The sequence below is a fragment of the Aeromicrobium sp. Leaf272 genome (assembly GCF_001422865.1).
In the GTDB taxonomy this organism is placed as follows: Bacteria; Actinomycetota; Actinomycetes; order Propionibacteriales; family Nocardioidaceae; genus Aeromicrobium.
This window is the reverse complement of sequence record NZ_LMMY01000008.1, coordinates 61,506-84,927: the sequence shown is the minus strand read 5'-3', so window position 1 is coordinate 84,927 and position 23,422 is coordinate 61,506. Positions and strand designations below refer to the sequence as shown.

Sequence of the window (23,422 nt, the reverse complement as noted above, 5' to 3'; positions counted from 1 at the left end):
CTGCATTTCAGCAGGAGTCGGAATGAGTGAGCAGAAGGGCCCCCGTGGTGGGGGCGCAGGTCGAGACGGCCGACGTGGATCGACCGGTGGTCGAGGCGGATCGAGCGGTCGGCCCGGTGCCGGCGGTCGGTCGGGCTCGGGCGGTCGTGGTCGTGACGAGAGCCCCCGTGGTGGGCGTCCTGGACAGGGGCGTTCGGACGGAGGGCGGCGAGGCGACGCTGCAGGGCGCCCGGAGCGTCGTGACACCCGGGGGCGACCCGGGACGGGCGGCACCGGCCGTCGTCCCGAGCGCGAGGAGCGCACGGTCGACCAGGTCGTCTACGACGGTCCGCCGATCCCGGACGACGTGTCGGCGAAGGACCTGGACCGGTACGCCCGCGACCAGCTGCAGAACCTGCCGGCCAAGCTCGCCGACCGGGTCGCGCGCCACCTCGTGATGGCGGGGCTGCTCGTCGCCACCGACCCGGAGACGGCCTACAAGCACGCGCTCGCGGCGCGGGCCCGAGCGCAGCGCAACGGCCTCGTCCGCGAGGCGTGCGGCGAGACCGCGTACGCCGCCGGCAAGTTCGCCGAGGCGCTGTCGGAGCTGCGCGCTGCGCGTCGCATGAACGGACAGCTGCTCTACGCGCCCATGATGGCCGACTGCGAGCGTGCCCTGGGACGACCGGAGAAGGCGCTGGCCTACGACACCCCGGACATCCGGGCCGCGCTGGACGACGCCGGCGGCGTCGAGCTGACCATCGTGGTCGCGGGCGCCCGACGCGACCTGGGTCAGGTCGACGCTGCGCTCCGTCTGCTCGAGACCGAGTCGCTGAACAGCAAGAACCGGTCCGAGTGGGTCGCTCGCCTGCGCTACGCGTACGCGGACACGCTCCTGGGGGCCGGCCGCCAGGAGGAGGCCGTCGAGTGGTTCCACCGGGTCGTGGCGGTCGACGGCAACAAGATCACCGATGCCGAGGAGCGCCTCTCCGCGCTGTCGTGACCTCTGCGCGCGAGCGCACCGCAGGGCCGGGCCGTCGTCCACAGGGACGATGCGCCCGGCCCTTCGTCGTCCACAGGGCTCGCCGGATGGCTCGGCCCGCGACGCCGACGCGGCCACGCTGGGGGGATGACTGAACCACAGCACCACAACCACGTGGCCCTGACCGGGCGGGTGTCGGGGACCCCGGAGGCACGCACGTTGCCGAGTGGCGACGAGATCGTCACCTTCCGCCTCGTCGTCCGTCGCACGAGGCCGCGGCGCGGCACGGCCCGGTCGGCGCAGACCGTCGACACGATCGAGTGCGTGGCCTGGTCGTCGCGCCTGCGTCGGACCTGCGCGCGGCTGCCGGACGGCGCGGTCGTCTCGGTCACGGGCGAGCTGCGTCGCCGGTTCCAGCGCGGGTCCGGCGGCGCCCAGAGCTGGTACGCCGTCGAGCTGACCACGTGCTCCCGGTCGCCGGCGGCTCAGTAGGCTCGTGCCATGCCGCTCCGGAGCACCGACGTCCCGCTCTGCGACCTGCACGACGTCGTGATGCTCGACCTCGACGGGGTGGTCTACGTGGGGGCCGACGCGGTCGACGGCGCCGCCACGGCCCTGCAGACGGCCGTCGAGCGGGGCCTCCGACCGGCCTACCTGACGAACAACGCGTCCCGGCCGGCCACCGTGGTGGCCGACCACCTGCGACGGATCGGCATGCCGGTCCCGGACGACGCCGACGTGGTCACGTCCGCACAGGCGGTGGCCCGACTCATGGCCGCCGATCTCGCGCCGGGAGCACGGGTCCTCGTGGTCGGTGGCCCCGGGCTGAGGGAGTCGCTGGAGTCCGAGGGTCTGGTGCCGGTCGACGGTCCCGACGGCGAGCCGGTCGCCGTCGTCCAGGGGTTCCACCCCGACATCGGCTGGTCGGACCTCGCGGAGGTCGCCTACGCCGTCGGCCGCGGCCTGCCGTGGTACGCGAGCAACCGTGACCTCAGCATCCCCACGCCGCGCGGCACCGCGCCGGGCAACGGCTCGCTCGTACAGGCGGTCGCCAACGCGACCGGCCTCGAGCCGGTCGTCGCCGGCAAGCCCGAGCGGCCCCTGTTCGACGAGACGGTCCGGCGGACGGGGGCACGTCGACCCCTCATGGTCGGCGACCGGATCGACACCGACATCGACGGCGCCACCGCGCTCGACATCCCGTCCCTCGCCGTGCTCACCGGCGTCAGCGACCTCCAGGAGATCGCCGGCCTCGACCCGCGGCGTCGTCCCACCTACGTGGCGACGGACCTGCGGGGTCTCGTGGAGACCCACGAGCACGTGGCCGTCGACGGTGACGTGGCGCGGTGCGGTCGGGCTGCGGCCCGCCTCGACGGCGACGTGATCCGGCTGACCGACGGCGACCCCGCCGAGACCGCGTCGGTCCGCGCCCTCCTCGGACTCGCCTGGGCGACGCGCGACACCCGAGGGAGCGACGCCGACCTCCGACTCGTCGACGGTCTGGGAGGATGACGAGGTGAGCGAGCACAGCGACCGCCCGACCGTCGCGTCCCACGGCGACGAGGCACCCGACGTCGATCCCGCCGGCGATCCGGTGGCGGACCTCGTCGCGCGGGCCCGCGAGGCGTGCTCCGGCCACCCCGAGCTCCTCGAGCAGCTGGACCACCTCGACCGGCTCGACGAGGTCGAGCTGTCACGCCGACCCGAGGTGCTCGACGCCGCGCACCGCACGCTGCGCGAGGTGCTCGCCGGCGCGGGACGGCCGGACCCGCGATCGTGACCCGCCGCGTCCGGCTCGACTCCGAGCTCGTGCGACGCGGCCTGGCCCGCTCCCGGGACCACGCGGCGCAGCTGATCGAGGACGGCCGCGTGCGCGTCGGCGGTCAGCGCGCCACGAAGCCGGCCACCCAGGTGGGCACGGACCAGCCCGTCGTGGTGAAGGACGGCGACGACGCCGGCTGGGCCTCCCGCGGAGCCCACAAGCTCCTGGGTGCCCTGGCTGCCTTCGAGCCCGGAGGACTCGAGCTGGCAGGTCGACGCTGCCTCGACGCCGGTGCCTCGACCGGTGGCTTCACCGACGTCCTGCTGCGACGTGGCGTCCGGGAGGTCGTGGCGGTCGACGTCGGCTACGGCCAGCTGATCTGGAGGCTGCGGGACGACCCACGGGTCCAGGTGCACGACCGCACCAACGTGCGCGCCCTGACCCGCGACGACATCGACGGCCCCGTCGACGCGGTCGTGTCGGACCTGTCGTTCATCTCCCTTACCGTGGTCATGCCCGCGCTGACCGCCGTGTGCGACGAGAAGGGTGACATCGTGCTGATGATCAAGCCGCAGTTCGAGGTCGGACGCGGGAACCTGGGAAAGAACGGCGTCGTCCGCGACCCGGACCTGCACGCCGACGCGGTGCTGCGCGTGAGCGCCTCGGCGCGCGAGCAGGGGTGGGGCACGCAGGGACTCACCGCGAGCCCGCTGCCCGGTCCGGCCGGCAACGTCGAGTACTTCTGCTGGCTGCGGCACGACCCCGATGCCGCTGCGCCGGCACGCTCCGACGTGATGGACGTGATCGCCGCCGGGCCGCTCGGCTCCCGTCCCGGCGACGAGGTCGACGGATGAGCGAGCGCCGCATCCTGCTCATCGTGCACACCGCCCGCGCCGAGGCCACCTCGCTCGCTGCCCGGTTGGCGACCGACCTACGAGGGGCCGGGCTCGCCGTCTGCGTGCTGGAGTCCGACCTCGACGAGCTGCAGGCCGCCGGCATCGGGGAGGTCGGAGTGATCCCGGCCACCGAGGGCGCGGCCGCCGGGTGCGAGCTCGCGATCGTCCTGGGCGGTGACGGCACCATCCTGCGCGCCACCGAGATCTGCCGTGGCACCCTGACGCCCGTCCTGGGCGTGAACCTGGGCCACGTGGGCTTCCTGGCCGAGGCCGACGTCGAGGACCTCCAGGCCGTGGTCCAAGGCGTCGTCGAGCGGTCCTACCGGGTCGAGGAGCGGCTGACGGTGGAGGTCGAGGTCACGGTCGGGGGCGAGGTCGTCGCCACGAACTGGGCCCTCAACGAGGCCACCGTCGAGAAGGCCTCCCGGGAGCGCATGCTCGAGCTGGTCGTGGAGATCGACGACCGACCGGTCTCCCGGTGGGGGTGCGACGGCGTGGTCTGCGCGACCCCGACCGGCTCGACCGCGTACAACTTCAGCGCCGGAGGCCCGATCGTGTGGCCCGAGGTGGAGGCACTGCTGCTCGTGCCGATCAGCGCCCACGCGCTCTTCGCCCGCCCGCTCGTCGTCTCGCCCGCCTCGACCCTGGCGATCGAGGTCGTGGGGGAGACCACCGCGGGGGTGCTGTGGTGCGACGGCCGCCGCGCCGCCGACCTGCCGCAGGGCGCTCGGGTCGAGGTCCGTCGCAGCGGTACGCCGGCGCGCCTCGCCCGGTTGCACGAGGCGCCGTTCGCGGACCGGCTGGTGCGCAAGTTCGACCTCCCGGTCGCGGGCTGGCGCGGCGCCGCCGAGCAGCGCGGGGTCGAGCGACGGGGCGGGGGTCGCTGATGTGGCAGCACCTGCGGCTCAGCTCCCTCGGCGTCATCGAGTCCGCCGAGCTCGAGCTCGACTCCGGCTTCACCGTCATCACCGGTGAGACCGGTGCCGGAAAGACGATGGTCGTCACGGCACTCGGCCTGCTGCGTGGTGGTCGCGCCGACCTCGGGCTCGTGCGTCACGGAGAGCGTCAGGCGCGTGTCGAGGCGAGCGTGGAGGTCGCGCCCGGCTCCACGGTGGGTCGGATCGTCGACGACGCCGGGGGAGCGGTCGACGACGACGTGGTCGTCCTGGGTCGCGTGCTGTCGGCGCAGGGACGGTCGCGGGCCTTCGCCGGCGGAGCAACCGTGCCCGCAGCCCTGCTGGCGGAGATCACCGACGAGCTGGTCGCGGTGCACGGGCAGTCGGACCAGCACCGCCTGCTGCGCGGACCGGCCCAGCGCGCGGCCCTGGACGCCTTCGCCGGTGAGCCGCTCGCGGACCTGCTCGCGGAGTACACCCCGCAGCACGCCCGGCTGAAGGCGGCGCACGCTCGGGTGCGCGAGCTCACGGAGCACGCCCAGGAGCGTGCCCGCGAGCTCGACCTCCTGCGCCACGGGCTCGCCGAGATCGAGGCGGTCGAGCCGCTCGAGGGCGAGGACGACCAGCTCGTCGCCGAGGAGGGGCGCCTCGCCCACGCCGAGGCACTCGCCCGGGCTGCCCTCGCGGCGCACGAAGGCCTGGCGGGCGACCACGGGACGGCCGCGCGCGACGTCGTGGCCGTCGCCACCGCGGCCCTCCAGGACGTCGCCGGCCACGACCCGACGCTCGACGACCTCACGACGCGGCTGCGCGAGGTCGGGATCCTGCTCGACGAGGTGTCTACCGACCTGAGCGCGTACGCCGACGGGGTGGAGGTCGACCCGGCGCGGCTCGCGGCCGTCCAGGAGCGCCGTGCGGCGATCGTCTCGTTGCAGCGCAAGTACGGACCCGGCGTCGCCGACGTGCTCGCGTGGCAGCAGAAGGCCGCCACGAGCGTGGAGGACCTGGACCACGACGACCAGGCCATCGCCGAGCTCGAGGACGAGATCGCACGGCTGACCCCGCAGGTCCACGACCTCGCGCGGCGGATGAGCGAGGTCCGGCGCGAGGCGGGGGAGCGGCTGGGCGCCCTGGTGTGCGAGGAGCTCGCCCAGCTCGCCATGCCGTCGGCCCGACTCGAGGTGGCGGTCCGCGTGGCCGACGACGCCGTCCTGTCCGCGCACGGCCTCGACGAGGTCGAGCTGCTGTTCGCCGCCAACAACGGTGCCGCGCCGCGGCCGCTGGCCAAGGGAGCCAGTGGCGGTGAGCTGTCGCGACTCATGCTGGCGCTCGAGGTGGTGCTCGCCGACCGGACCACGGTCCCCACGCTCGTCTTCGACGAGGTCGACGCGGGTATCGGCGGTCGCGCCGCGGTCGAGGTGGGCCGCCGGCTGGCCCGTCTCTCGCGCGGCCCCCAGGTGCTCGCGGTCACCCACCTGCCCCAGGTGGCGGCCTTCGCCCACCACCACTTCCACGTGACCAAGGACGACGACGGCAACGTCACGTCCAGCAGCGTGGTGCGTCTGGACGGCCAGGCGCGCGTCGACGAGCTCGCCCGCATGCTGGCCGGCCAGGACGACTCCGAGGCCGCCCAGGCCCACGCACGCGAGCTGCTGGACCTGGCGCGGCAGCAGTAGCCGACGCGGTGGTGGGCCGGGGACGCGCCGGGCCCGCGCTGCGCGGCCGAGGCGGGTCCCCGTGCCACGATGGACGACGATGTCTCGACGAACCCGCCCCTCCGAAGGTGTAGCCGACGACACGACCGACGACATCGTCGGCGTCGTGCGCTTCGCCCGCACCGGTGACGCCTCCTCCAAGGCGCTGCGCGACGGCGACATCGCCGTCGTCGACCTGCCCGACCTCGACCGCGGCCAGGCCGAGGCCCTCGTGGCCCGCAACGTCCGCGCGGTCCTCAACGCGGCGGAGTCCTCGACGGGCCGCTTCCCGAACCTCGGCCCCCAGGTCCTGGCCGACGCCGGCGTCACCCTCATCGACCACGTGGGCGCCGGCATCTGGTCGCGTCTGCGCAGCGGCGACACGGTGCGGATCGCGGACGGCAAGGTCTTCAAGGACGAGGTCCTCGTCGCGCAGGGCCACATGGTCGACGACGCGACGCGCTCCCAGCGGCTCGGCGTCGCCGAGCGCGACCTCGCCACCCGCCTGGGGTCCCTCACCGCCAACGCCTCGGACCACCTCGAGCGCGAGCGCGAGCTGCTGCTCGAGGGTGCGCGCATCCCGCGGCTCCCGACCCGCCTGCGCGGTCGGCCGGTCGTGGTGGTCTCGCGCACGTACGGATGGCAGGACGACCTCAAGCGGATCCGACGCTGGATCAGGGACTCCGGCGCCGTCGTCGTCGGCGTGACGGCGGGAGCCGACGCGTTGATCGACGCCAAGATCACGCCCGACGTCGTCATCGGCCACCTCGACGACCTCTCCGACCGGGCCCTGCGCAGCGGGGCCGACGTCGTGGTCGTGACGTCCTCGGGACGCAGCGAGGGGCACGAGCGGTTCGAGCGAGCCGGTGTCGATGTCGCGACGTTCACCGCCTCCGGTGCGCCGAGCGACCTCGCGATCCTGCTGGCCGACTCCAACGACGCACCCGTCATCGTCGAGGTCGGCGCACCCCGCGGGCTGGTGGAGTTCCTCGAGCGGGGCACCGCCGAGGTCGCCAGCTCGTTCGTCACCCGGCTGCGCGCGGCGAGCACGCTCGTCGACGCGCGTGCCGTGGCCCACTTCACCCGACGCACCATGCCCGCCTGGCCCGTGCTGCTCGTCCTGGTCGCGGGGGTGCTGGCCGTCGTCGCGGCGATCGGCGTCACCCCGACCGGTCGCGACTGGTACGACGCGCTGGGCGACAGCCTGGGCGATCTCCGAACCTGGCTCGAAGGACTGCTGTAGATGATCACCTTCCGGTACCACCTCGTCTCGATCGCGGCCGTGCTCCTCGCACTGGCCGCCGGTGTCGCACTCGGAGCGGGCGTGCTCGACGAGTCGCTCTCGGCACCCGAGGACGGCAGCGCGAGCACCGGCGGCGACGCCGCGCTGGCCTCCTTCGAGGACGGTTACGCGGCCCGGACCTCGTCCGGCCTCATCGACGGGTCGCTGGACGACCGTTCGGTGGTCGTGCTGACGCTGCCCGGCGCACGCGACGACGAGGTCGCCGGTGTGCGCCGGGACCTCGAGCGGGCCGGTGCCACGGTGACCGGGACCGTGGGCCTGACCGCGAAGCTCATCGACCCGGGCAACCGCCAGTTCGCCGAGAGCGTCGCCGAGGAGGCGGCCCCCGACGCCAGCGGCGAGGGGTACACGCGGGTGGGCGCGGCGCTCGGCAGCTCGGTGCTGGGCGATGCCGGCGGTGAGCTCGACGAGACGGCGCGCACCGTGGCGTCCGCCTTCGACGAAGGTGGACTCACGGCCGCCGAGGAGGCGCCCGACGCCTTCGCCGACCTGGCCGTCGTCGTCACCGGTCCGTCGCGCGTCGGTGACGCCGCCGAGGTCCTGTCGGGACTGGTCCGGTCGATCGCGGGCTCCGGTTCCGGTGCCCTCGTCGCGGGCCCGTCGTCAGCGAGCCGCGAGGGCGGGGCCGTCGACGTGGTGCGGCGGGAGGCCTCGCAGGTCTCCACCATCGACGTGATCGACTCCGCGGCCGGGCGCGCGGTCACGGCTCTCGCGCTGGCGCGGGCCGCCGACGGCGAGACGGGCTCCTGGGGCACGTCGCGCAGCAACGACGGACCCGTCCCCGAGTAGCACGGACCCGCGCGGCGCGTCGCGCCTGGGCTGGTCACGGGCGGGGTCGGGAGCGGCTACACTGGAATCCCGTGGAGCAGTGACGGCCCCGGCCGGCCCGCACGGATCGTCCGACACCCTCGCTGCGCCGCATCCAGGCCCACGACCACGGGAGTCACCTTGCAGGGCAGCGCCGTCACCAAGCACGTCTTCGTCACCGGCGGGGTCGCCTCCTCGCTCGGCAAGGGGCTCACCGCCTCGTCGCTCGGCCGACTGCTGAAGTCCCGCGGTCTGCGGGTCACGATGCAGAAGCTCGACCCCTACCTCAACGTCGATCCCGGGACGATGAACCCGTTCCAGCACGGCGAGGTGTTCGTCACCGACGACGGGGCCGAGACCGACCTCGACATCGGCCACTACGAGCGCTTCCTCGACGAGGACCTCGTGGGTCGCGCGAACGTGACCACCGGACAGGTGTACTCCGAGGTCATCGCCCGGGAGCGCCGCGGCGACTACCTCGGCGACACCGTGCAGGTCATCCCGCACATCACGAACGAGATCAAGGACCGGATGCTCGCCATGGGCGGGCCCGACGTCGACGTCGTGATCCACGAGATCGGCGGCACGGTCGGCGACATCGAGAGCCAGCCGTTCCTGGAGTCGGCCCGCCAGGTGCGCCACGAGATCGGCCGCGGGCACGTGTTCTTCCTGCACGTGTCGCTGGTGCCGTTCATCGGCCCGTCCGGTGAGCTGAAGACCAAGCCCACGCAGCACTCGGTCGCGGCGCTGCGCTCGATCGGCATCCAGCCCGACGCCATCGTCTGCCGCTCCGACCGCGAGATCCCCGAGTCGGTCAAGCGCAAGATCTCGCTCATGTGCGACGTCGACACCGAGGCCGTCGTGACCGCGAGCGACGCCCCCTCGATCTACGACATCCCCAAGGTGGTCCACCGCGAGGGTCTCGACGCCTACGTCGTGCGCCGTCTCGACCTGCCGTTCCGCGACGTCGACTGGACCGAGTGGGACGCGCTGCTGCGCCGGGTCCACCAGCCCGCCGACGAGGTGACCATCGCGCTGGTCGGCAAGTACGTCGACCTGCCCGACGCCTACCTCTCGGTGGCGGAGGCGCTGCGGGCCGGTGGCTTCGCCAACGACGCGAAGGTGAACCTGCGCTGGGTGCCGTCCGACGAGTGCGCGACCGAGTCGGGTGCGGCACGGCACCTCGGCGACGTCGACGGCATCTGCGTGCCCGGCGGCTTCGGCATCCGTGGCATCGAGGGCAAGATCGGTGCGCTGCACCTCGCCCGGACCCGCGGCATCCCGACCCTCGGCCTCTGCCTGGGCCTGCAGTGCATCGTGATCGAGCACGCCCGGAACGTGGCCGGCATCCCCGGGGCGAGCTCCACCGAGTTCGACCCCGACGCGAGCGACCCGGTGATCGCCACCATGGCCGAGCAGCACGCGTTCGTCGAGGGCGCCGGCGACCTGGGCGGCACCATGCGGCTCGGCCTGTACGAGGCCGCCCTGGCGCCCGGCAGCATCGTGGCGGGCGTCTACGGCGCCGACAAGGTCGAGGAGCGCCACCGGCACCGCTACGAGGTCAACAACGGCTACCGCGACCAGCTCGAGCAGTCCGGACTGGTCTTCAGCGGCACCTCGCCCGACGGCACGCTCGTGGAGTTCGTCGAGCTGCCGGCCGACGTGCACCCGTTCTACGTCGCCACGCAGGCGCACCCCGAGCTGCGCTCGCGTCCCACCCGCCCGCACCCGCTCTTCGCCGGTCTCGTGAAGGCCGCCCTCCAGCGCCAGCGCGAGACCCGGCTGCCCGTCGACGAGCCCGCCGCGCACGGCGTCGAGGCCGACGCAGGCACCCCGACGGCCTGACCGGATGACCCTCTCGTGAGCGCGCACCCGACCCTGCCGGGAGAGCTGGTCGACGACGTCGCCGATCGACCCGCCACGTGGCCGGTGGCCTCCAGCGATCGGGTCTACAGCAGCGCGTACCTCGACGTCGACGTCGACGTGATCGTCGACCCGCAGGGGGACGAGCACTCACGCGCCGTCGTGCGACCGAACGGCGCCGTCGGCGTGCTGGCGCTCGACGAGGACGACCGACTGCTGCTCGTCGTGCAGTACCGACACCCCGTGGCCGCACGGCTGGTCGAGCTTCCTGCCGGCACCCTCGACGTCGAGGGGGAGGAGCCCCAGGAGGCTGCGGCTCGCGAGCTCGCGGAGGAGGCCGACGTGGTGGCCGCCGAGTGGGCGCCGCTGATCTCGCTGCTGTCGAGCGCCGGGTACACGAGCGAGGCCTGCCAGATCTTCCGGGCCAGCGGTCTCAGCGCGGTCCCCGAGGACGAGCGGACCGAGCGGCGGGCCGAGGAGGCCGGCATGGAGCAGTGGTGGGTGCCCTTCGAGAAGGTCGTCGACGCCGTGCTCGACGGGAGCGTACGCGACGCGACGATGTGCGCCGCGGTGCTCGCCGAGGCCGCCCACCGTCGGTCCCGATGAGCGACGGGTCCACGACCGGGACCGGCGACCTCGACCGCTCGATCCTGGACTACGTGAGCCACCTGGGGGTCGAGCGCGGCCTGGCCGCCAACACCTTGGCCAGCTACCGCCGTGACCTGCGGCGGTACCGCGAGCACCTCCACGGTGCCGACGTCACCGACGTCGCCGACGTCACCGAGACCGACGTGCTGGCCTTCCTGGCGGCCCTGCGCACCGGGAACGACGAGCACCCACCCCTGGGCGCCTCCAGTGCGGCGCGCGCCGTGGTGGCCGTCCGGGGGTTCCACAAGTTCTGCCTGCGTGAGCAGCTGGTGGCGCAGGACGTCACGGCCGCGGTCAAGCCGCCGCGACCGGCCTCCAGGCTTCCCAAGGCGCTCCCGCTGGCCGACGTCGAGGCGATCCTCGAGGCCTCCGGTGCGGCGGGCACCAGCCTGGCCAAGCGCGACCGAGCCCTGCTCGAGGTCCTGTACGGGACCGGGGCCCGCATCTCCGAGGCCGTCGGTCTGGACGTCGACGACGTCGACCTCGAGGAGGGCACCGCCCTGCTGCGCGGCAAGGGTGGCAAGCAGCGGCTCGTGCCCGTCGGATCCTTCGCCAGAGGTGCGATCACCGACTACCTGACCGTCGCGCGGCCGGGGCTCGTCTCGGTGACGGGCACCGGTGGCGCAGCCCTGTTCCTCAACGCGCGAGGTGGACGGCTGAGCCGGCAGAGCGCCTGGACGGTCCTGGTGCGCGCCGCCCGCGCGGCCGGCATCGGGGTCGACGTCTCGCCGCACACCCTGCGCCACTCCTTCGCCACCCACCTGCTCGACGGGGGCGCCGACGTGCGCGTGGTGCAGGAGCTGCTCGGGCACGCCTCGGTGACGACCACGCAGATCTACACGCTCGTGACGGTCGACCGGCTGCGCGAGGTCTACGCGACGTCGCACCCCCGCGCTGGTTACTGAGTGCTGGTGACCGAGTGCCGGTCACGGTGCGCCGGCCTTCGGGCGCCGGCTGCCGAGAGCCACCCACGGATCGCGATACAGTGACACGACGATCGCCGGGCAGGCGACCAACGCGGCGTGAAGGAGACAGATGAGCGACGACCTCGGGCCCACCGGACGCCCACGACCGGACTTCCCCGAGCCGTCCCCCCGCCGCGGTGGGCAGCCTGCGCAGATCATCGCGATGTGCAACCAGAAGGGCGGCGTGGGCAAGACCACGACCACGATCAACCTGGGTGCCGCCCTCGTCGAGGCCGGCCGTCGGGTGCTGCTGCTCGACTTCGACCCGCAGGGGTCGCTCACCGTCGGGCTCGGCTTCAACGCCCATGAGCTCGAGCAGTCGATCTACCACGTGCTGATGGACCGCGAGCTCACGCTCAAGGACATCGTCCTCGAGACCGCGGTGCCCGGCCTCGACCTCGTCCCGGCCAACATCGACCTCTCGGCCGCCGAGATGCGCCTGGTGACCGAGGTCGGTCGTGAGCAGGTGCTCGCCCGTGCTCTGCACCCCGTGCTGCACGACTACGACGTGGTCCTCATCGACTGCCAGCCGTCGCTCGGCCTGCTCACGGTGAACGCCCTCACGGCGGCCGACGGCGTGATCATCCCGCTCGAGTGCGAGTACTTCGCGCTCCGGGGCGTGGCGCTGCTCAAGGAGACCATCGAGAAGGTGCGCGACCGCACGAACTTCGACCTCAAGATCATCGGTCTGCTCGGCACCATGTACGACGGGCGCACCCTCCACGGCCGCGAGGTGCTGCAGACGCTCGTGCAGGGGTGGGGCGACCTGGTCTTCCACACCGTCATCCGGCGCACGGTCAAGTTCTCCGACGCCACGGTCGCGGGTCTGCCGATCACCGAGTTCGCGGGCGGGTCCCCGGGTGCCGCGTCGTACCGCCAGCTGGCCCAGGAGGTGCTGCATCGATGCCCCGACGCGTGAGCATGCCCGGGGCGGACGAGCTGTTCCGCCCCACCGCCCCCGCGTCGCAGGCACGCAAGCCCACCGGCGGGGGTGCGGACGGCCCGCCGGCACAGGGGCGGGACGACGCGTCGCAGGCCCCGCCGCGTGACAGCGGGCGGGTCAAGCACGACGAGAAGATGACGGTGTACGTGACGTCGGCCGAGCTGCTGGCGATCGAGCAGGCGCGGCTCGGGCTGCGCGGCACCGTGGGGCGCAACGTCGACCGCGGCCGACTCGTGCGTGCCGCCATCGCGCTGGCCTTGGAGGACCTCGAGATTCGGGGCGAGGAGAGCGACCTCGCCCGTCGCCTCGGCTCCGCATGAGCCTGCCGGTCGACGAGGCCGGCCTCGACACGGACGGCACGGACGGGGTCGACGAGGGGAAGGGCTTCCACGTCGACGTCGGGGTCTTCGAGGGACCGTTCGACCTCCTGCTCTCGCTCATCTCCAAGCACCAGCTCGACATCACCGAGGTCGCGCTCTCGACCGTGACGTCCGAGTTCATCGGCTACGTGCGCGAGCTGGGCGGCGACCTCGAGCAGACCACGCAGTTCCTGGTGGTCGCCGCGACGCTGCTCGACCTCAAGACCGCGCGGCTCCTGCCCCAGGCCGACGTGGAGGACGAGGAGGACCTCGCCCTCCTGGAGGCGCGTGACCTGCTGTTCGCCCGCCTCATGCAGTACCGGGCCTTCAAGCAGGTGGCGCGGTTCGTCGCGGACCGGCTGGCCACCGAGGGGCGCCGCCACCCCCGCCAGGTCGGTCTCGAGCCGCGCTTCGCGGCACTGCTGCCCGAGGTGATCGTGTCCGTCGGGCCGGACGAGCTGGCCGCCCTGGCCGCGCGGGCGCTCGAGCCGAGGCCCGAACCGATCGTCTCGCTCGCCCACCTGCACGCGCCCACCGTGAGCGTGCGGGAGCAGGCCCACCTCGTGGTCGACCGGCTGCGCCGCGAGCGGAGCACCACCTTCCGAGCGCTGACGGCCGACGCCGACCTGATGACCACCGTGGCGCGCTTCCTGGCCCTGCTGGAGCTGTTCCGCGAGGGTGTGGTCGGCTTCGAGCAGGCCACCCCGCTCGGCGACCTGCACCTGCGCTGGACCGGCACCGACGACGCGGACGTCGACATCGACGTCGGCGACGAGTTCGACGGCGGCCCGGTCGAGGAGCCCACCGCACCGACCACCCCGGAGGACGACGATGTCTGAGGACATGACCGAGACCCCGCTGGAGACCTCCACGCAGGACGGGACCGACGACGGGGGCCGTGAGGCCCCGGAGCCGGGGGGCCCGGCCTCGGACCCGTCGCTGCCCCGAGGCCCGCACGAGCTGGAGCTCGAGCTGCTGGAGCTGCGGCCGGCCCTGGAGGCCGTGCTCATGGTCGCCGACCAGCCACTCGACCACCTGACGCTCGCGCAGGCCGTCGGCCACCCGCCGGCCGAGGTCGAGGCGGCGCTGGGGGCGCTCGCCGCGGAGTACGACGAGCAGGCGCGCGGCTTCGAGCTGCGCAACGTCGGCGGAGGGTGGCGCTACTTCACCCGTGAGACGTTCGCCCCCGCGGTGGAGCGCTTCGTGCTCGACGGCCAGCAGGCCAGGCTCACCCAGGCGGCGCTCGAGACCCTGGCCGTGGTGGCGTACCGGCAGCCGATCAGCCGGTCGCGCATCTCGGCGATCCGCGGCGTGAACGTGGACGGCGTGGTCCGCACCCTCGTGACGCGCGGACTGCTCGAGGAGGCCGGCACCGACAGCGAGAGCGGCGCCTTCCTCTACCGCACGACCAGCTACTTCCTCGAGCGGATGGGGCTGGCCTCCCTCGCCGAGCTCCCCGACATCGCGCCCATGCTGCCCGAGATCGAGGAGATGGACGACGAGGTCGTGTCCGTGACGGCCCCTGCGGACGCTGCTGGACCCGAGGACGCGATCGACGACCCGCAGCCCGAGGAGCAGGACGGCGCGCCCGCCCCCGAGTCCGACGAGGTGCCGCATGAGCAGCGGTGAGGTCGAGGGCGTGCGCCTGCAGAAGGTGCTCGCGCAGGCCGGCGTGGGCAGTCGGCGTCGCTGCGAGGAGCTCATGGCCACCGGCCGGGTGGAGGTCAACGGCGAGGTCGTGACGCAGATGGGGGTCCGCGTCGACCCGCTCGCCGACGTGGTGCGCGTCGACGGCCGACGCATCCCTCCGCCGTCGGACCACGTGTACCTCGTGCTCAACAAGCCGCGCGGCGTCGTCTCGAGCATGGCCGACGAGCAGGGGCGCCGGGACCTCACGGAGTTCGTGGCCGGCCGCGAGGAACGCCTGTTCCACGTCGGCCGTCTCGACACGGACACGTCGGGGCTGCTCCTGCTGACCAACGACGGCGACCTCGCCCACCGGCTGGCCCACCCCTCGTTCGAGATCACCAAGACCTACGTGGCGCTCGTCGAGGGCGCCGTGGGCGACTCCGTGGGTCGGAGGCTGCGTGCCGGGGTGGACCTCGACGACGGGGCCGCCTCGGTCGACCGGTTCGTGGTGAAGGACCGCGGGCGGGGCCGTTCGCTCGTGGAGCTCGACCTGCACATGGGGCGCAACCGGATCGTGCGGCGGCTGCTCGACGCCGTCGGGCACCCGGTCGTGGAGCTCACGCGGACCAGCTTCGGACCGGTGCGTCTGGGCGGTCTGGCGGTCGGTCGGTCGCGCGAGCTGTCACGCGAGGAGCTGGGGGACCTCTTCGATAGCGTGGCCCCATGACGTCGCTGCCCCCCACCCTCGTCGTGGGCTGTGGCCTCATCGGCACCTCCGTGGCTCTCGCACTGCGTGAGCACGGGATCGACGTGCACCTCACCGACCGCGACCCCGAGCACGTCGCAGCCGCCGTCGAGCGGGGTGCGGGCAGTCCGGAGCCCGTGCGCGACCCCGCCCTCGTGGTCGTGGCCGTGCCGCCCGGTGCCACCGCGGCTGCGGTCCGCGAGGCGCTGGAGACCTTCCCCGAAGCCGTGGTCACCGACGTGGCGAGCGTCAAGGGCAGCATCGTCCGCGCGCTCGACCGGACGGGTGGGATCGACCGCTACGTCGGCAGCCACCCGATGGCCGGCAGCGAACGGTCCGGTCCGCTGGCCGCCTCGGCGCGGCTCTTCGAGGGCCGTCCGTGGGTGATCACCCCCGTCGACGGGGCGAGCGACGCCGCCGTCCGGCTGGTCGAGGAGGTCGCCGTCATGCTCGGTGCGGTCCCGATCGTCATGGAGGCCGACGCCCACGACCGTGCGGTCGCGCTCGTCTCGCACGTGCCCCAGGTGCTGTCGACACTGGCGGCGGCACGCCTCGTCGACGCGCCGCCGGCGCACCTGGCCCTCGCCGGCCAGGGGCTGCGCGACGTGACCCGCATCGCCGGCAGCGACCCCGCGCTGTGGCGCGACATCATCTCCACGAACGCCGCCGAGATCGGCCAGGTCCTCGGTGCCGTGCGCGACGACCTCGACGCCATGATCGCGGCGTTGCACGACCGCGACGCCGTCGGCACGGTGCTCGAGGCCGGTCGTGCCGGGACCCGGTCCATCCCCGGCAAGCACGGCGGGGACCCCGTCGAGCTCGTCGTGGTCAACGTCCAGATCCCCGACACGCCGGGGGCGCTGTCGCGGCTCTTCGCGCACGTGGGGGAGTCGGGCGTCAACATCGAGGACCTGCGCATCGACCACGAGCTCGGTCGTCCGGTCGGCCTCGTCGAGATCTCCGTCGCGGCCGATCGGGCCGACACCCTGGTGGAGCGCCTCGCCGACCAGGGTTGGTCGGCCTACCGTTGACCCGTCCCACCTCGTCCCTCACCACGAACCAGCACCCCAAGGAGTCACCCCCTGTGAGCAGCACCCTCGTCGTCGCCGTCGACGGACCGTCCGGCTCGGGCAAGTCGAGCACCGCGCGGGGAGTCGCGACGCGACTGTCGCTGGCCTACCTCGACACCGGGGCGATGTACCGCGCCGTCACGTGGGCGCTGCTCCAGCGCGGCACCGACCTCGGTGACCCCGACGCCATCGCCCGCGACGCGGCCGACGTCCAGATCGTCTCGGGCACCGATCCGCAGGCCCCCACCATCACGGCCGACGGGACCGACGTGTCGCAGGCCATCCGCGAGGACGACGTCACGGCGCACGTGAGTCCCGTCGCGGCGGTCCCGCAGGTGCGGACGCTCCTCGTCGAGCTGCAGCGCCGGGTCATCGCGTCGGCGGACCAGGGCATCGTCGTCGAGGGACGCGACATCGGTTCCACCGTCGCGCCCGACGCGGCCGTGAAGGTCTACCTGGTGGCCGACGCCGAGGCACGGGCGGCCCGCAGGGCCGCGGAGCGCGGGGGCGCGGACCAGGAGGCCACGGCCGCCTCGCTCGCCGCTCGCGACCGGATCGACTCCACGCGCGCCACGTCGCCCCTGACCCGCGCCGACGGCGCCGTCCAGATCGACGGCACCCACCTGAGCCTGGAGGAGGTCGTCGACGCCGTCGCTGCCCTGGTGGAGGAGGCCCGGACGGCGTGAGCGAGCACCTCCTCTCCGCAGCGCGGGGGAGTCGCCCTCCACAGGGCCTCCCGGAGACCGGGCTGCGGGTGCTCCGACCGCTCGCGCGGCGGTACCTGGACCGCCGGTGGGACGTGCGTCAGCGGGGTGAGCACCGGGTGCCCGACGACGGTCCCGTGATCTACGCGAGCAACCACATCGGGTGGCTCGACGGTCCGCTGCTCATCCTGTGCACCCCTAGGCCGGCCCACGCCCTGGTGAAGGTCGAGGCGTTCGAAGGTCGAACCGGACGCCTCCTGCGGTTCGCCGGGCAGATCCCGCTGGACCGGTTCCGACGCGACGTCGGGGCCCTGCGGACCGCGGCGCAGGCGCTCGCGAGCGGCCAGTCGGTCGTCGTGTACCCCGAGGGCCTGCGCGGGGCCGGTGACGTGGCCCGGACGAAGGACGGCGTCGCCTGGCTCGCGATGGTGAGCGGCGCCCCGGTGGTGCCGGTCGCGATCTTCGGCACCCGAGCCCCGGGTGAGCCCTCCGAGAGCAGGCCCGAGCGTGGTTCTCGCATCGATGTCGTCTACGGTGAACCCTTACGGATCACGCCCGTCCCGTGGCCCCGCACGCGGGCCCACGTGGCCGAGGTCGGGCGTCGGATCACCGAGCACCTGCGGCACCACGTCGAGTGGGCCGCGGCCACCGGGCACCTGCAGCTGCCCGGCCCCCTGCCCCGAGGAAGTACCGATGTCTGACACCCCCGCCCGCGAGCCGGTCGACCCCGCTCTGCCCGTCCTCGCGATCATCGGCCGTCCGAACGTCGGCAAGTCGACCCTCGTCAACCGCATCATCGGACGCCGCGAGGCCGTCGTCGAGGACGTCCCCGGCGTCACCCGCGACCGCGTGCCCTACGACGCGGAGTGGAACGGCAAGGCCTTCACGGTCGTCGACACCGGCGGCTGGGACCCCGACGCACGCGGACTCGCCGAGCGCATCGCCGCCCAGGCCGAGGTGGCCGTCCAGGCCGCCGACGCCGTGCTGTTCGTCGTCGACGCCACGGTCGGCATCACCGACGCCGACGCGGCCGTCGTCAAGATCCTGCGGGCGGCCAAGAAGCCGGTCGTGCTCGCGGCGAACAAGGTCGACGACCAGCGCAGCGAGCTCGAGGCCGCATCGCTCTGGAACCTCGGCCTGGGCGAGCCCTACCCCGTCTCGGCCCTGCACGGTCGTGGCAGCGGCGACATGCTCGACGCCATCCTGGCCGTCCTGCCCGACGCGCCGCCGGATCGCGACCCCGAGCTCGGTGGCCCGCGTCGCGTCGCCATCGTCGGCAAGCCCAACGTCGGCAAGTCCAGCCTGCTGAACCAGCTGGCGGGGGAGTACCGCGTCGTCGTGGACGACGCGTCGGGCACCACGGTCGACCCGGTCGACGAGCTCGTCGAGCTGGGCGGTCGCGAGTGGCGCTTCATCGACACCGCCGGCATCCGCCGTCGGGTCCGCGAGGCCTCCGGACACGAGTACTACGCCAGCCTGCGCACGTCCACCGCGGTGGAGCGCGCCGAGGTGGCCGTCGTGATCGTCGACGCCAGCCAGCCGTTCACCGAGCAGGACATCCGCATCGTCACGTCGGTGGCGGAGACCGGCCGGGCCCTCGTCGTGGCCTTCAACAAGTGGGACCTCGTCGACGAGGAGCGGCGCTACTACCTGGAGCGCGAGATCGAGCGTGAGCTCGTGCAGGTGCAGTGGGCGCCGCGGATCAACTTCGCGGCCCGCACGGGCTGGCACGTCGACCGTCTGGTGCGGGCGCTCGACGCCGCGCTGGAGGGGTGGGAGACCCGCATCGGCACCGGTGCGCTGAACGCGTTCCTCGGCCGCCTCGTGGCCGAGCACCCGCACCCGGTGCGTGGTGGCAAGCAGGCCAAGATCCTGTTCGGCACCCAGGCGTCGACGGCGCCGCCCACGTTCGTCCTCTTCACGTCCGGCAAGCTCGAGGCCGGCTACCTCCGGTTCGTCGAGCGTCGGCTGCGCGAGGAATTCGGGTTCGTCGGTACGCCCATCCACATCCAGCAGCGTCCTCGCGAGAAGCGCGGCAGGCGCTGACCCGAGGTGCCGCCGCGCTCACCCCTGCCGCCACGCCACGGGCTCGGTGCGGCCTGGGTGCGCACGCCCGACCACGACCGCACCTCTCCGGCCCCCGCGCCGACGCTGGGCGCGTGGTTGCGCGACCGGTTGCCCGAGCGGGTCGACGTCGAGGCGATGCTCGAGGCGGGTCGCTTCGTGCTGGGCGACGGCACACCGCTCGTCGGTGACGAGCCCTACCGCCCGCACACGTTCGTCTGGTTCCACCGCGACCTGCGCGACGAGCCCGAGGTGCCGGGCGACATGCCGGTGCTCCACGAGGACGACCGGCTGCTCGTCGTCGACAAGCCGGCCTTCCTCGCCACGATCCCGCGCGGGCGCCACGTGCGCCAGAGCGTCGTGGTCCGACTGCGCGACCAGCTCGGCCTGCCCGAGCTGACGCCCGCGCACCGGCTGGACCGGGTGACGTCCGGGGTCCTCGTGCTGGTCAAGGAACGGCGCTGGCGGGGCGCCTACCAGTCGCTGTTCGCCCGCCGGGAGGTGCAGAAGACCTACCTGGCGCTCGCTCGGCACGACCCCGGGCTCTCGCTCCCGCTGACCGTGAGCAACCACGTGCGCAAGGACCGGGGCACCCTGCGTGCCGAGGTGGTGCCCGACGCCCCGGTGAACGCGGTGACCCACGTCGACCTCGACGAGGTCCGCGGCGGGCTCGCGGTCTACCGCCTGAGCCCGGCCACGGGCCGCACCCACCAGCTGCGCCTGCACCTGTGCGGGCTGGGGATCCCGATCGTCGGGGACCCGCTCTACCCCGACGTGCTCGACCTGCCCGTCGACGACATGAGCACGCCGTTGCAGCTCCTCGCCCACACGCTGTCCTTCGACGACCCGGTCGACGAGCAGCCACGTACCTTCACGAGTCACCGGAGCCTGCCGCTGACCGTCGGCGACCGATGACCTCGCGCCGGGGCGCCGTGCCGTGTGGGGTAGGGTTGCGGAGGTTCATCGGGCTGTAGCGCAGCTTGGTAGCGCACCTGACTGGGGGTCAGGGGGTCGCAGGTTCAAATCCTGTCAGCCCGACCGAGAAAACCGCAGGCCAGAGGCCGTTCCCGCTCGTCGCGGGGGCGGCCTCTGCCTCGTTCTCAGGCCGTTCCTGCGCCGGCACGGGACATTGAGAGGGAGTGGACGATGACCAAGGACGACGACCTCACGCTGACCGTGGGCCGGGAGACGCTGGTGATCCGCCAGCGCTACGAGACGTCGAGCATCGTCAACGACGTCCTCGTCGCCCTCCGGTTCCTGGTCGGGAGCATCCTGTTCCTCTGGGAGTCCACCACGACGATCGGGACCTGGTTCTTCGTGGCCGGGGGCGTGGAGCTGCTCGCGCGGCCGCTCATCCGACTTGCGCGGCGCGTCCACCTGCAGCGCGCCGGCGATCCCAGCGGCCGGGACGACTTCCTCGACGGGTGATCCACTCGCCCGGTGACGCCCGGCCCGGGTGAGGGGGACTCCGCGCACGACGGAGCTGCGAGGGCGTCGAAACAGGAACGACATCACCGCTTATCGCGGCTTTGTTCCGGACGTGACCAGCCTGAAACGACAGCCAGGCTGACTTGAGTCATGGCCCGCTCGCAGCTCGACTCCCATCGCCACATCGGTGCGCTGCCGGCCTACCCGTTCTACGGGGGCCCGGCGATCCGCGCCGACGTCACGGCGAAGGCGACCGTCGCCGAGTTCGTCGCCACCCTCGACGCCGAGGGCACGGATCGGGCGCTCGTCCTGCCCAACTACGGCGTCCCCGTCCCCGACGCGGCCTTCGACCTCAACCCCCTCGCGATCGAGGCCGCGCAGAAGGACGACCGCATCAGCTGCGGCCTCTGGGTCTCGCCGAAGGCCTCGGACGCCACCCGCAACGACGCCGCGCTCGCGCTGGTGGGGGAGCAGGGCGTGAAGGCGCTCAAGACGAGCTTCCTGCTCGGAGGCAGCCCGTCCGACCCCGACTGCGCCGAGCAGATCGACCGCATCTTCACGACGGCAGCGGCCCACGACCTCGTGGTCCACGTGCACACGTCGCCGGGCGCGGCGTCCGACGTCGACGAGGTCGGCACGCTCGTGGAGCGGTACGGCGACGACACCAAGATCCACCTGGTCCATCTCGGTGGTGGCATGAGCGGCCACATGAAGCTGATCGGCGGTCGTCTCTTCGACTGGATCGAGGCGGGCAAGCAGGTCTACACCGACACGTCGTGGACCATCGGCTTCGCGCCCGCCTGGCTCGTGCAGGAGATCGAGAAGCGTGGCGTCGGCCACGACCGCATCCTCTTCGCCACCGACGCCCCGTGGGGCGACTTCGAGGGCGAGCACGCGCGCCTGTCCGCCGCGGCCGGCGACGGCGAGCTCGCCGACCACTTCTTCCGCCGCAACTTCGAGGCGCTCTACGGCACCTAGCCCCCAGTCCCTGGACCACACCGACGTGGCGCCAGTGCACGACCGACCGCAGGACCCGACCGCAGCACCGATCATCAGGAGAACCCGCATGACCGACATCGACGACCAGATCGCCGAGAACATCGCCAAGTCGCTCGCCGAGATCCCGCACCCCTCGCAGCCGAAGGGCACGAACCTCTACGGCTCGACCAAGTTGTTCCCCGACTACCAGGCCGAGGACGGCGAGTCGTACTTCACGCTCGTGCACGGCATCCCGCACGAGTCGTCGGTCAGCTTCGTCGCGATCCTGCAGGCCACGCGTGCCCTGCGGAAGGGCTTCGACTCCGCGATGTACTTCTACGGACCCGGCACGCTCGCCTGCATGGCCACCCGCGGCTTCCCGACGACCGGGGACGCCGGCTTCCCGGGCGAGCTCAACATGAACGCCTCGCTCGAGACGTTCATCGGGGAGGGCGGCACGGTCTACTGCTGTCGCTTCGGGCTGGCCCTGCACGGACTCCGCGAGGAGGACCTGATCGAGGGCGTCATCCCGGCGCACCCGCTCGACGTGCAGGACGCGCTGATCCACTACGCCCGCAAGGGCGCCATCATCAACTCGACGTACAACCTCTGAGGCGGCCGGGATGACCGCACCGTCCTCCGAGGAGACGCGCACCAGCACGCGGGTCGACGTCGCGATCCAGGGCATCCGCCTGCTCGACGCCCCGCTCACCCGCCCCAACGGCGCGGGCCCGAGCGCCGACGGGCACGTGCTCCTCGACGGGATCGGTGCGGCCATCCCGCTCAACCCCCGCAGCCCCTACTCCGTCGACGGCGGACGTCTGCTGCTCGACGGCGCCGACACCGGGCTCGGTGTGGAGGCGGTGTCCAGGCCGGCCTTCTACGACCTGACGACCTCCGACGGCACCAGCATGGAGAAGATCGCCCGCCTCCACGCCGCGAACGTGCTCGCCACGACGGTCGTGCAGACCTGCATGCGGTACGACGAGTCGGACCGCTGCCGCTTCTGCGCGATCGAGCAGTCGCTGGAGCAGGGCACGACGATCGCGGTGAAGACGCCGCAGCAGGTCGCCGAGGTGGCGAAGGCCGCCCACGACCTCGACGGCATCACCCAGATGGTCATGACCACCGGCACCTCCCGAGGACGCGACCGAGGTGCGACCCACCTCGCCCGCTGCGTCCGGGCGGTCCGCGAGGTCCTGCCGGACCTGCCGATCCAGGTGCAGATCGAACCGCCGGCCGACCTCGCGTCGATCACCCAGCTGTACGACGCGGGCGCCCGGTCCATCGGGATCCACGTCGAGTCGATGGACGACGAGGTGCGGCGGCGCTGGACCCCGGGCAAGGCCACGGTGTCGATCGACAAGTACCGCGCAGCCTGGCGCGAGGCCGTGCGCGTCTTCGGGCACAACCAGGTCTCCACCTACTTGCTCGTGGGGCTCGGCGAGGACCCCGACGAGCTCGTCGCCGCGGCGCAGGAGCTCATCGACATGGGTGTCTACCCCTTCGTCGTCCCGTTCCGTCCGCTCGCGGGCACGCTCGCCACCGACGTCGACCACGCCCCGGCACCGGCCGCGTCGAAGGTCGGCTCGGTGACGATCCGCGTGGCGGCGGCGCTGCGTCGTTCCGGGATGGCCGGGTCCGACCAGGCCGCAGGCTGCGCCGCGTGCGGCGCGTGCTCCGCCCTCAGCTGCGAGGGGGCCTGAC

Annotated in this window: 26 protein-coding genes and 1 tRNA gene; all 27 read left to right on the top strand. The window is 73.1% G+C overall.

All coding sequences use genetic code 11. From position 1 onward, the window contains the following. Nucleotides 1-346: 346 nt before the first annotated feature. Nucleotides 347-982: a tetratricopeptide repeat protein gene (locus ASF38_RS01475; protein ID WP_235497341.1), complete on the top strand. Its 636-nt coding sequence runs from the start codon at nt 347-349 to the stop codon at nt 980-982. A gap of 126 nt (nt 983-1,108) precedes the next feature. After that, complete coding sequence (locus tag ASF38_RS01470; protein ID WP_056554787.1) at nt 1,109-1,453, top strand: single-stranded DNA-binding protein; 345 nt, start codon at nt 1,109-1,111, stop codon at nt 1,451-1,453. Between the two features lie 9 nt (nt 1,454-1,462). Then, nucleotides 1,463-2,473, top strand: a complete 1,011-nt coding sequence (locus tag ASF38_RS01465) for an HAD-IIA family hydrolase (RefSeq protein ID WP_056554783.1) — start codon at nt 1,463-1,465, stop codon at nt 2,471-2,473. 4 nt (nt 2,474-2,477) lie between these two features. Then, nucleotides 2,478-2,741, top strand: coding sequence for a hypothetical protein (locus ASF38_RS01460; RefSeq protein ID WP_055968442.1), 264 nt, complete (start codon nt 2,478-2,480; stop codon nt 2,739-2,741). Further along, nucleotides 2,738-3,577: a TlyA family RNA methyltransferase gene (locus tag ASF38_RS01455; protein ID WP_056573236.1), complete on the top strand. Its 840-nt coding sequence runs from the start codon at nt 2,738-2,740 to the stop codon at nt 3,575-3,577. Before ASF38_RS01460 ends, ASF38_RS01455 begins: the two co-directional genes overlap by 4 nt. Continuing rightward, nucleotides 3,574-4,506, top strand: a complete 933-nt coding sequence (locus ASF38_RS01450) for an NAD kinase (protein WP_056554777.1) — start codon at nt 3,574-3,576, stop codon at nt 4,504-4,506. Before ASF38_RS01455 ends, ASF38_RS01450 begins: the two co-directional genes overlap by 4 nt. Beyond that, nucleotides 4,506-6,191 (top strand): DNA repair protein RecN, encoded by a 1,686-nt coding sequence (recN, locus tag ASF38_RS01445; protein WP_055968437.1) that lies wholly within the window; start codon nt 4,506-4,508, stop codon nt 6,189-6,191. The genes ASF38_RS01450 and recN overlap by 1 nt, the downstream gene beginning before the upstream one ends. 79 nt (nt 6,192-6,270) lie before the next feature. After that, a complete protein-coding gene (gene steA, locus ASF38_RS01440; protein ID WP_056573233.1) occupies nt 6,271-7,452 on the top strand; it encodes a putative cytokinetic ring protein SteA in 1,182 nt (393 codons plus the stop codon). Continuing rightward, nucleotides 7,453-8,301: a copper transporter gene (locus tag ASF38_RS01435; protein WP_056554768.1), complete on the top strand. Its 849-nt coding sequence runs from the start codon at nt 7,453-7,455 to the stop codon at nt 8,299-8,301. A 159-nt stretch (nt 8,302-8,460) separates the two neighbouring features. Continuing rightward, entirely contained in the window at nt 8,461-10,164 is a 1,704-nt protein-coding gene (locus tag ASF38_RS01430; RefSeq protein ID WP_055968431.1) for a CTP synthase, read from the top strand. A 15-nt stretch (nt 10,165-10,179) separates the two neighbouring features. Next, the gene (locus ASF38_RS01425) at nt 10,180-10,788 is read left to right on the top strand and encodes an NUDIX domain-containing protein (RefSeq protein ID WP_055968429.1); all 609 of its coding nucleotides are present in this window, start codon (nt 10,180-10,182) and stop codon (nt 10,786-10,788) included. Beyond that, nucleotides 10,785-11,735 carry a site-specific tyrosine recombinase XerD gene (gene xerD / locus ASF38_RS01420; protein WP_056573253.1) on the top strand — a complete coding sequence of 317 codons (951 nt, stop codon included), beginning with the start codon at nt 10,785-10,787 and terminating at the stop codon, nt 11,733-11,735. Before ASF38_RS01425 ends, xerD begins: the two co-directional genes overlap by 4 nt. Before the next feature lie 130 nt (nt 11,736-11,865). Further along, nucleotides 11,866-12,714 carry a ParA family protein gene (locus ASF38_RS01415; protein WP_055968427.1) on the top strand — a complete coding sequence of 283 codons (849 nt, stop codon included), beginning with the start codon at nt 11,866-11,868 and terminating at the stop codon, nt 12,712-12,714. A 2-nt stretch (nt 12,715-12,716) separates the two neighbouring features. After that, a complete protein-coding gene (locus tag ASF38_RS01410; RefSeq protein WP_369815143.1) occupies nt 12,717-13,058 on the top strand; it encodes a hypothetical protein in 342 nt (113 codons plus the stop codon). After that, on the top strand, nt 13,055-13,936 hold the full coding sequence (locus ASF38_RS01405; protein ID WP_055968423.1) for a ScpA family protein: 882 nt from the start codon (nt 13,055-13,057) through the stop codon (nt 13,934-13,936). The genes ASF38_RS01410 and ASF38_RS01405 overlap by 4 nt, the downstream gene beginning before the upstream one ends. A gap of 4 nt (nt 13,937-13,940) precedes the next feature. Next, nucleotides 13,941-14,726 (top strand): SMC-Scp complex subunit ScpB, encoded by a 786-nt coding sequence (gene scpB / locus ASF38_RS01400; RefSeq protein ID WP_082480206.1) that lies wholly within the window; start codon nt 13,941-13,943, stop codon nt 14,724-14,726. Further along, nucleotides 14,713-15,453, top strand: coding sequence for a pseudouridine synthase (locus ASF38_RS01395; protein ID WP_055968421.1), 741 nt, complete (start codon nt 14,713-14,715; stop codon nt 15,451-15,453). The genes scpB and ASF38_RS01395 overlap by 14 nt, the downstream gene beginning before the upstream one ends. Continuing rightward, nucleotides 15,450-16,502 carry a prephenate dehydrogenase gene (locus ASF38_RS01390; protein ID WP_056573226.1) on the top strand — a complete coding sequence of 351 codons (1,053 nt, stop codon included), beginning with the start codon at nt 15,450-15,452 and terminating at the stop codon, nt 16,500-16,502. The genes ASF38_RS01395 and ASF38_RS01390 overlap by 4 nt, the downstream gene beginning before the upstream one ends. Before the next feature lie 53 nt (nt 16,503-16,555). Further along, nucleotides 16,556-17,227, top strand: coding sequence for a (d)CMP kinase (gene cmk / locus ASF38_RS01385; protein ID WP_055968417.1), 672 nt, complete (start codon nt 16,556-16,558; stop codon nt 17,225-17,227). Next, a complete protein-coding gene (locus ASF38_RS01380; RefSeq protein WP_082480204.1) occupies nt 17,224-17,946 on the top strand; it encodes a 1-acyl-sn-glycerol-3-phosphate acyltransferase in 723 nt (240 codons plus the stop codon). The genes cmk and ASF38_RS01380 overlap by 4 nt, the downstream gene beginning before the upstream one ends. Then, entirely contained in the window at nt 17,939-19,291 is a 1,353-nt protein-coding gene (der, locus tag ASF38_RS01375; RefSeq protein WP_055968413.1) for a ribosome biogenesis GTPase Der, read from the top strand. Before ASF38_RS01380 ends, der begins: the two co-directional genes overlap by 8 nt. A 117-nt stretch (nt 19,292-19,408) precedes the next feature. Beyond that, nucleotides 19,409-20,224, top strand: coding sequence for a pseudouridine synthase (locus ASF38_RS01370; protein WP_369815144.1), 816 nt, complete (start codon nt 19,409-19,411; stop codon nt 20,222-20,224). A gap of 49 nt (nt 20,225-20,273) precedes the next feature. Beyond that, nucleotides 20,274-20,347: transfer RNA gene (locus ASF38_RS01365), tRNA-Pro, on the top strand. Between the two features lie 108 nt (nt 20,348-20,455). Beyond that, nucleotides 20,456-20,737 (top strand): YrhK family protein, encoded by a 282-nt coding sequence (locus tag ASF38_RS01360; protein ID WP_056573221.1) that lies wholly within the window; start codon nt 20,456-20,458, stop codon nt 20,735-20,737. Nucleotides 20,738-20,887: 150 nt separating this feature from the next. Next, the gene (locus ASF38_RS01355) at nt 20,888-21,715 is read left to right on the top strand and encodes an amidohydrolase family protein (RefSeq protein ID WP_056573216.1); all 828 of its coding nucleotides are present in this window, start codon (nt 20,888-20,890) and stop codon (nt 21,713-21,715) included. Nucleotides 21,716-21,803: 88 nt separating this feature from the next. Continuing rightward, a complete protein-coding gene (locus ASF38_RS01350; protein WP_055968405.1) occupies nt 21,804-22,328 on the top strand; it encodes an MSMEG_0572/Sll0783 family nitrogen starvation response protein in 525 nt (174 codons plus the stop codon). Nucleotides 22,329-22,338: 10 nt separating this feature from the next. Next, nucleotides 22,339-23,421, top strand: a complete 1,083-nt coding sequence (locus ASF38_RS01345; protein ID WP_056573214.1) for an MSMEG_0568 family radical SAM protein — start codon at nt 22,339-22,341, stop codon at nt 23,419-23,421. Nucleotide 23,422: the final 1 nt, after the last annotated feature.

Coding starts and splice junctions, on each gene's coding strand:
- ASF38_RS01470 (WP_056554787.1), top strand. CDS start 1,109: ATGACTGAACCACAGCACCACAACCACGTGGCCCTGACCGGGCGGGTG.
- ASF38_RS01465 (WP_056554783.1), top strand. CDS start 1,463: ATGCCGCTCCGGAGCACCGACGTCCCGCTCTGCGACCTGCACGACGTC.
- ASF38_RS01450 (WP_056554777.1), top strand. CDS start 3,574: ATGAGCGAGCGCCGCATCCTGCTCATCGTGCACACCGCCCGCGCCGAG.
- recN (WP_055968437.1), top strand. CDS start 4,506: ATGTGGCAGCACCTGCGGCTCAGCTCCCTCGGCGTCATCGAGTCCGCC.
- steA (WP_056573233.1), top strand. CDS start 6,271: ATGTCTCGACGAACCCGCCCCTCCGAAGGTGTAGCCGACGACACGACC.
- ASF38_RS01435 (WP_056554768.1), top strand. CDS start 7,453: ATGATCACCTTCCGGTACCACCTCGTCTCGATCGCGGCCGTGCTCCTC.
- xerD (WP_056573253.1), top strand. CDS start 10,785: ATGAGCGACGGGTCCACGACCGGGACCGGCGACCTCGACCGCTCGATC.
- ASF38_RS01415 (WP_055968427.1), top strand. CDS start 11,866: ATGAGCGACGACCTCGGGCCCACCGGACGCCCACGACCGGACTTCCCC.
- ASF38_RS01410 (WP_369815143.1), top strand. CDS start 12,717: ATGCCCGGGGCGGACGAGCTGTTCCGCCCCACCGCCCCCGCGTCGCAG.
- ASF38_RS01405 (WP_055968423.1), top strand. CDS start 13,055: ATGAGCCTGCCGGTCGACGAGGCCGGCCTCGACACGGACGGCACGGAC.
- scpB (WP_082480206.1), top strand. CDS start 13,941: ATGACCGAGACCCCGCTGGAGACCTCCACGCAGGACGGGACCGACGAC.
- ASF38_RS01395 (WP_055968421.1), top strand. CDS start 14,713: ATGAGCAGCGGTGAGGTCGAGGGCGTGCGCCTGCAGAAGGTGCTCGCG.
- ASF38_RS01390 (WP_056573226.1), top strand. CDS start 15,450: ATGACGTCGCTGCCCCCCACCCTCGTCGTGGGCTGTGGCCTCATCGGC.
- der (WP_055968413.1), top strand. CDS start 17,939: ATGTCTGACACCCCCGCCCGCGAGCCGGTCGACCCCGCTCTGCCCGTC.
- ASF38_RS01360 (WP_056573221.1), top strand. CDS start 20,456: ATGACCAAGGACGACGACCTCACGCTGACCGTGGGCCGGGAGACGCTG.
- ASF38_RS01355 (WP_056573216.1), top strand. CDS start 20,888: ATGGCCCGCTCGCAGCTCGACTCCCATCGCCACATCGGTGCGCTGCCG.
- ASF38_RS01350 (WP_055968405.1), top strand. CDS start 21,804: ATGACCGACATCGACGACCAGATCGCCGAGAACATCGCCAAGTCGCTC.
- ASF38_RS01345 (WP_056573214.1), top strand. CDS start 22,339: ATGACCGCACCGTCCTCCGAGGAGACGCGCACCAGCACGCGGGTCGAC.